Annotated in this window: 6 protein-coding genes; 3 read left to right on the top strand and 3 right to left on the bottom strand. The window is 62.0% G+C overall.

Annotated elements, in window-relative coordinates; all coding sequences use genetic code 11:
* From AC5DC2_RS18900 to betI, 3 genes are all read right to left on the bottom strand, one after another.
* A partial coding sequence (locus tag AC5DC2_RS18900; RefSeq protein ID WP_491699586.1) for an aldehyde dehydrogenase family protein occupies window positions 1–186 on the bottom strand: 186 nt, incomplete at its 3' end.
* 43 nt (window positions 187–229) lie between these two features.
* Window positions 230–1,747 carry a choline-sulfatase gene (betC, locus tag AC5DC2_RS18895; protein WP_491699585.1) on the bottom strand — a complete coding sequence of 506 codons (1,518 nt, stop codon included), beginning with the start codon at window positions 1,745–1,747 and terminating at the stop codon, window positions 230–232.
* The gene (gene betI, locus AC5DC2_RS18890; protein ID WP_491699584.1) at window positions 1,744–2,334 is read right to left on the bottom strand and encodes a transcriptional regulator BetI; all 591 of its coding nucleotides are present in this window, start codon (window positions 2,332–2,334) and stop codon (window positions 1,744–1,746) included. Before betI ends, betC begins: the two co-directional genes overlap by 4 nt.
* A gap of 193 nt (window positions 2,335–2,527) precedes the next feature.
* Between betI and choX the strand changes: the two genes are divergently transcribed.
* From choX to choV, 3 genes are all read left to right on the top strand, one after another.
* Window positions 2,528–3,466, top strand: a complete 939-nt coding sequence (choX, locus tag AC5DC2_RS18885) for a choline ABC transporter substrate-binding protein (protein WP_491699583.1) — start codon at window positions 2,528–2,530, stop codon at window positions 3,464–3,466.
* A gap of 145 nt (window positions 3,467–3,611) precedes the next feature.
* Window positions 3,612–4,454 (top strand): choline ABC transporter permease subunit, encoded by an 843-nt coding sequence (choW, locus tag AC5DC2_RS18880; RefSeq protein ID WP_491699582.1) that lies wholly within the window; start codon window positions 3,612–3,614, stop codon window positions 4,452–4,454.
* A partial coding sequence (gene choV, locus AC5DC2_RS18875) for a choline ABC transporter ATP-binding protein (RefSeq protein ID WP_491699581.1) occupies window positions 4,447–5,276 on the top strand: 830 nt, incomplete at its 3' end. The genes choW and choV, both read left to right, overlap by 8 nt.

Below are 5,276 nucleotides of genomic sequence, written 5' to 3'. Positions count from 1 at the left end.
TGAAGCCCATTCGCGCTGGGCGCGCTCGGCAGACGCCATGGCTCGTTCGATGATCGCCGGCGTTGCGGCATGAAGCCTGGCGATCACCTCGCCGGTTGCCGGATTGATGCTGTCAAAGGCCCGGCCGTCGGCATCCTCGACATAGTCGCCGTCGATGAAATGGCTGGCTTGTGCATGCATGGTCATTCTCCGCTTGATCCGGGTCGTTGGTCTGGAGGGCGAAAACGCCCTATTCGCCGCGCGGCCAGCGCTGGCTGGCTTCGAGGATGTTGAGATCCATATGGTTGCGCATGAAACGCTCGGAGGCGACCTTCATCGGCTGATGGTCCCAGGGGTGATAGTCGCCCTGCCGCAGCGCCTCATAGACGATGTGGCGGCGCGCCTGGCTTTCCCGGATCTCGGCGTCATAGGCCGCCATGTCCCAGTATTCGCGCACCTTCGCCGCGAAACCGGCCGCCGTCTCGGCATGGGCGGGATCATCGGCCAGATTGGTCAATTCGTGCGGATCGGCCTCAAGGTCGAAGAGCTGCGGCGGATCCAGCTCGCAGTGATTATATTTGAACCGGCCCTCGCGGATCGAAACCAGCGGCGCTTCCGACGCTTCGGCCGCATATTCCATGCGCACCGGCATTTTTCGCGTCTGCCCGGCGGCTACCGGGACAAGGCTTTCTCCGTCGGTCCAGGGGGCGACGCTTGCCATGTCGACACCGGCGAGATCGGCGAGCGTCGCGGGGATATCAACGGTCGAGGCCGGCGTCCTGACGAGACCTGGTTCCATGCCCGGGGCGGAAATCATCAACGGCACACGCGACGAACCCTCGTAAAAGCTCATCTTGAACCAGAGGCCCCGTTCGCCCAGCATGTCGCCATGGTCGGAGAGAAAGACGATCACGGTGTCCTCGGCAAGCCCGACGCCGTCCAGCGCCTCGAGGATCTCGCCGATCTTGTCGTCGATATAGGAAACATTGGCGAAATAGGCGCGGCGCGCCCTGCGGATGTCCTCCTTGGAAATGTCGAAACTGCGAAAATCATTGGCATCGAAAATCCGCTTCGAATGGCCGTCCTGCGCTTCGTAGTCGATCGCGCCGACTTCGGGTTCCAGATGGTCGCAGTCTTCGTAAAGGTCCCAGTATTTCTTCCGGGCCACATAGGGATCGTGCGGATGGGTGAAGGAGACGGTCAGCATGAAGGGCCGGTCATCCTTGCGGCGACCGAGATCATAGACCTTGCGCACCGCCTCATAGGCGACCTCGTCATCATATTCGAGCTGGTTGGTGATCTCGCCCACGCCCGCGCCGGTGACCGAGCCCATATTGTGATACCACCAGTCGATGCGCTCACCCGGTTTGGCATAGTCCGGCGTCCAGCCGTAATCGGCCGGGTAGACATCGGTTGTCAGCCGCTCCTCGAAGCCGTGAAGCTGGTCGGGACCGACGAAATGCATCTTTCCGGCAAGCGATGTCTGGTAGCCGGCACGGCGCAGGTGATGGGCATAGGTCGGGATGTCGGGCGAGAATTCCGCCGCATTGTCATAGACGCGGGTGCGGCGCGGCAACTGCCCGCTCATGAAGGAGGCGCGCGCCGGCGCGCAGAGCGGAGAGCCGGTATAGGCGTTCTGAAACCGCGTCGAACGCGCGGCAAGCTTCTTCAGGTTCGGCGTGTGCAGGAAGTCGGCAGGGCCATCGGGGAACAGGGTTCCGGCGAGCTGATCGACCATCAGAACGAGAATGTTCGGCCGCGCGGTCATTTGGACATCTCCTTGGCAAGCGTGAGTTCGAGATATTCCCTGGTCATTTCGATAGCGCCCCTGCGCGTGGTGCTGAAATCCTTCAGCGCCGCGCGCAGATAAAACCCGTCGATCATGGAGCCGAGGCCGGCGGCAATGCGGTTTGCCGCCGCGCGGCCGACGCGCAGTCTGAGCGCGAAGACGAGATTGGAACGCAGACGCGCCTCATAGATCGACAGAAGCCGGCTGGCATCGCCCTTGCGCTGGGCCTGCACATAGAAGGCAAGCCAGGCGGCAACGACGGCGGGGTCGAACTGGTCGGGACCGAAACTCGCCTCGATGATGGCGACCAGCCTCTCCTCCGGCGTATGGGCGGTTTTGTAGCGGGCCTTGACCGAGGCCCCGAACTCATCAAGGATGCGCCGCATGGCCGCGAACAATATCTTGTCCTTGGAGCCGAAATAATGATGCGCGAGCGCAGGCGAGACGCCCGCCCGCTTCGCGATCTTCGCGACCGTGACCTCGACCATGCCGACTTCGCCGACTTCCTCGATCGCGGCCCTGACAAGGGCATCGCGTCGGATCGTTTCCATTCCGGTTTTCGGCATCGGCTCAACCCGCTGAAAAAATGCTCAGAGACGTTTGGTGGCGAAGAAATATGCAACTTTGCCTGCTTCGCCGTTTACAGGAATTAACATATGTTATATTGATTGACTGATCAATCAAAGAAGCCAACAGTTTTTCGCCGCGCCGGCCAAGGCGCAATGGCAATCTTGCAACGGACCCGAAAGGAACGCTGACATGTCTGATAACTTCCGAATGATCCTCGCCGCTCTTGCCGCCGCGACAACCCTTTCCGCCGGCGCCGCATCAGCCCAGGAAACGGCCTGCGACAGCGTAAGCTTCTCCGATGTCGGCTGGACGGACATCACCACCACGACCGCGACGGCGAAGCACCTGCTCGAAGGTCTTGGCTACAAGGTCGACGTCAAGGTCCTGTCCGTTCCGGTCACCTTCGCCTCGCTGAAGAGCGACGATGTCGACGTGTTCCTCGGCAACTGGATGCCGGCCCAGACCAGCGCCATTACCCCCTATATCGACGAGGGCGAGATCGACGTCGTCGCCACCAATCTGGAAGGCACCAAATACACGCTCGCCGTGCCGACCTACACCTACGACAAGGGCCTGACGACCTATGCCGACATCGCCAAGTTCGGCGACGAGCTCGACCACAAGATCTACGGCATCGAGCCGGGCAATGAGGGCAATGCCTATCTCGTCTCTCTGATCGACGAGAACAAGTTCGGCCTGAAGGATTTCGAGGTTGTCGAAAGCTCCGAGCAGGGCATGCTCGCCATGGTCGGCCGCAAGTACCGCCAGGAACAGCCGATCGTCTTCCTCGGCTGGGAGCCGCATCCGATGAACGCCACCTACTCGCTGAAATACCTGACCGGCGGCGAGGATTTCTTCGGCGGCGAAGGCATTGTCCGCACCGTGACGCGCAAGGGCTTTGCTGACGAATGCCCAAATGTCGGCAAGCTTCTGGAAAACCTGAAGTTCTCGCTGGCAATGGAAAACGAGATCATGGGCAAGATCCTCAATGACGGCGAGAACGAGGGCGACGCCACGGCCGACTGGCTCAAGGCCAATCCGGATGTCCTCGACGCCTGGCTGGACGGCGTGACGACAACCGCCGGCGAGCCGGGTCTGCCGGCTGTCAAGGCCTCGCTCGGCCTCTAAGGCATAAAGGGCCCGGAACGGCGACAGGCTTTTCCGGGCCTTTCCTTATCATCTTCATCAATGATGCGATCCGTCGCCCGGCAAAGGCGGCGGTGCGGCCATGGTCAAGACCGTGGCCATTGGGGGACAAAGAAGGAGCAACCTCTTGCACTGGCTGACAGACTACAAGATCCCGCTCGGGCGCTTCGCCCAGGACGTCTTCGACTGGCTGCAGATCCATGGCGGCTGGTTTTTCGATGGCCTTGCCGACATCATGGGCTGGCTCATCGACCGGCTTCTGTGGCTCCTGCAGGCGCCCGGGCCGATCGTCGTCGCCATTGTCGTCACCGCCTTTGCCTATTGGCTGCAGCGCAACTGGAAGGTTTCGCTGTTCGTCTTTCTCGGCTTTCTGTTCATCATCAACCAGGGCTACTGGGAGGAGACCACGGAAAGCCTTGCGCTGGTCATCTCCTCCTGCATCATCTGCATGGCGATCGGCGTGCCGATCGGCATCTTCACCGCCCACCGGCCGCGTTTTTATCAGGTGCTGCAACCCGTTCTCGACCTGATGCAGACGCTGCCGCCCTTCGTCTATCTCATTCCGGCGATCATCTTTTTCGGCATCGGCATGGTGCCTGGCCTGCTGGCGACCGTCATCTTCGTCATCCCCGCCTCCATCCGGCTGACCCATCTCGGCGTCTCCTCGGTTCCGAAGCCGCTTCTCGAGGCGGCGGACGCCTTCGGCGGCACGCCCTGGCAGAAGCTGACCAAGGTCGAGCTCCACCATGCGCTGCCGCAGATCATGGCGGGCCTCAACCAGACCATCATGCTGTCGCTCTCCATGGTGGTTGTCGCGGCCCTTGTCGGCGCAGACGGTCTCGGCGTGCCGGTGGTGCGCGCGCTCAACCAGGTCAATCCCGCGCTCGGTTTCGAAAGCGGCTTCGTCATCGTCGTCGTCGCCATCATTCTTGACCGGGTTCTGAAGATCGGAGGACGCAACAATGGCTGATGCGGTCGTCTTTGAAGATGTGAATATCGTGTTCGGCGACAAGCCGGAAAGCGCCCTGCCCCTGATGGATGCCGGCAAGGACCGCACCGAAGTGCAGCAGGAGACCGGCCAGGTCCTCGGCGTCCACAATTGCTCGCTCACCGTCGGGGAAGGCGAGCTTCTGGTGCTGATGGGGCTTTCGGGCTCGGGCAAATCGACGCTTCTGAGGGCCGTCAATCGCCTCAATCCGGTATGCCGCGGCCGCGTTCTGGTCAATGACGGCACGCAGATGACCGACGTGACCTCGGCCGACAACAAGACGCTGCGCCATATCCGGCTGTCACGGGTCTCCATGGTGTTCCAGCAGTTCGGCCTCTTGCCCTGGCGCAATGTGCGCGACAATGTCGCCCTCGGCCTCGAATTTGCGGGCCTGAGCAAGAAGGAGCGGCTGGACAAGGCCGAGACCCAGCTTGAGCTCGTCGGGCTGAAGGACTGGGGCGACAAGCTCGTCAGCGAGCTTTCCGGCGGCATGCAACAGCGCGTCGGCCTTGCCCGCGCCTTTGCCACCGAAGCGCCGATCCTGCTGATGGACGAGCCGTTCTCGGCGCTCGACCCGCTGATCCGCACCCGTCTTCAGGACGAGCTGATCGAGCTGCAGCGCAATCTGAAGCGCACCATCATCTTCGTCAGCCATGACCTCGACGAGGCCTTCAAGATCGGCGACCGGATCGCGATCATGGAGGGCGGACGCATCGTCCAGTGCGGCACGCCGTCGGAAATCGTGCGCCGGCCGGCCGACGCCTATGTCGCGGATTTCGTCGCCAACGTGAATCCGCTCGGCGT

The organism is Martelella sp. (genome assembly GCF_984369615.1).
Note: the sequence above shows the minus strand (reverse complement) of the source record. Positions and strands in the feature narration are given on the sequence as shown.

What these genes read in the sequence shown, in the direction of transcription:
- betI (WP_491699584.1), bottom strand. Translation starts at nt 2,334, where the DNA reads ATGCCGAAAACCGGAATGGAAACGATCCGACGCGATGCCCTTGTCAGG.
- betC (WP_491699585.1), bottom strand. Translation starts at nt 1,747, where the DNA reads ATGACCGCGCGGCCGAACATTCTCGTTCTGATGGTCGATCAGCTCGCC.
- choX (WP_491699583.1), top strand. Translation starts at nt 2,528, where the DNA reads ATGTCTGATAACTTCCGAATGATCCTCGCCGCTCTTGCCGCCGCGACA.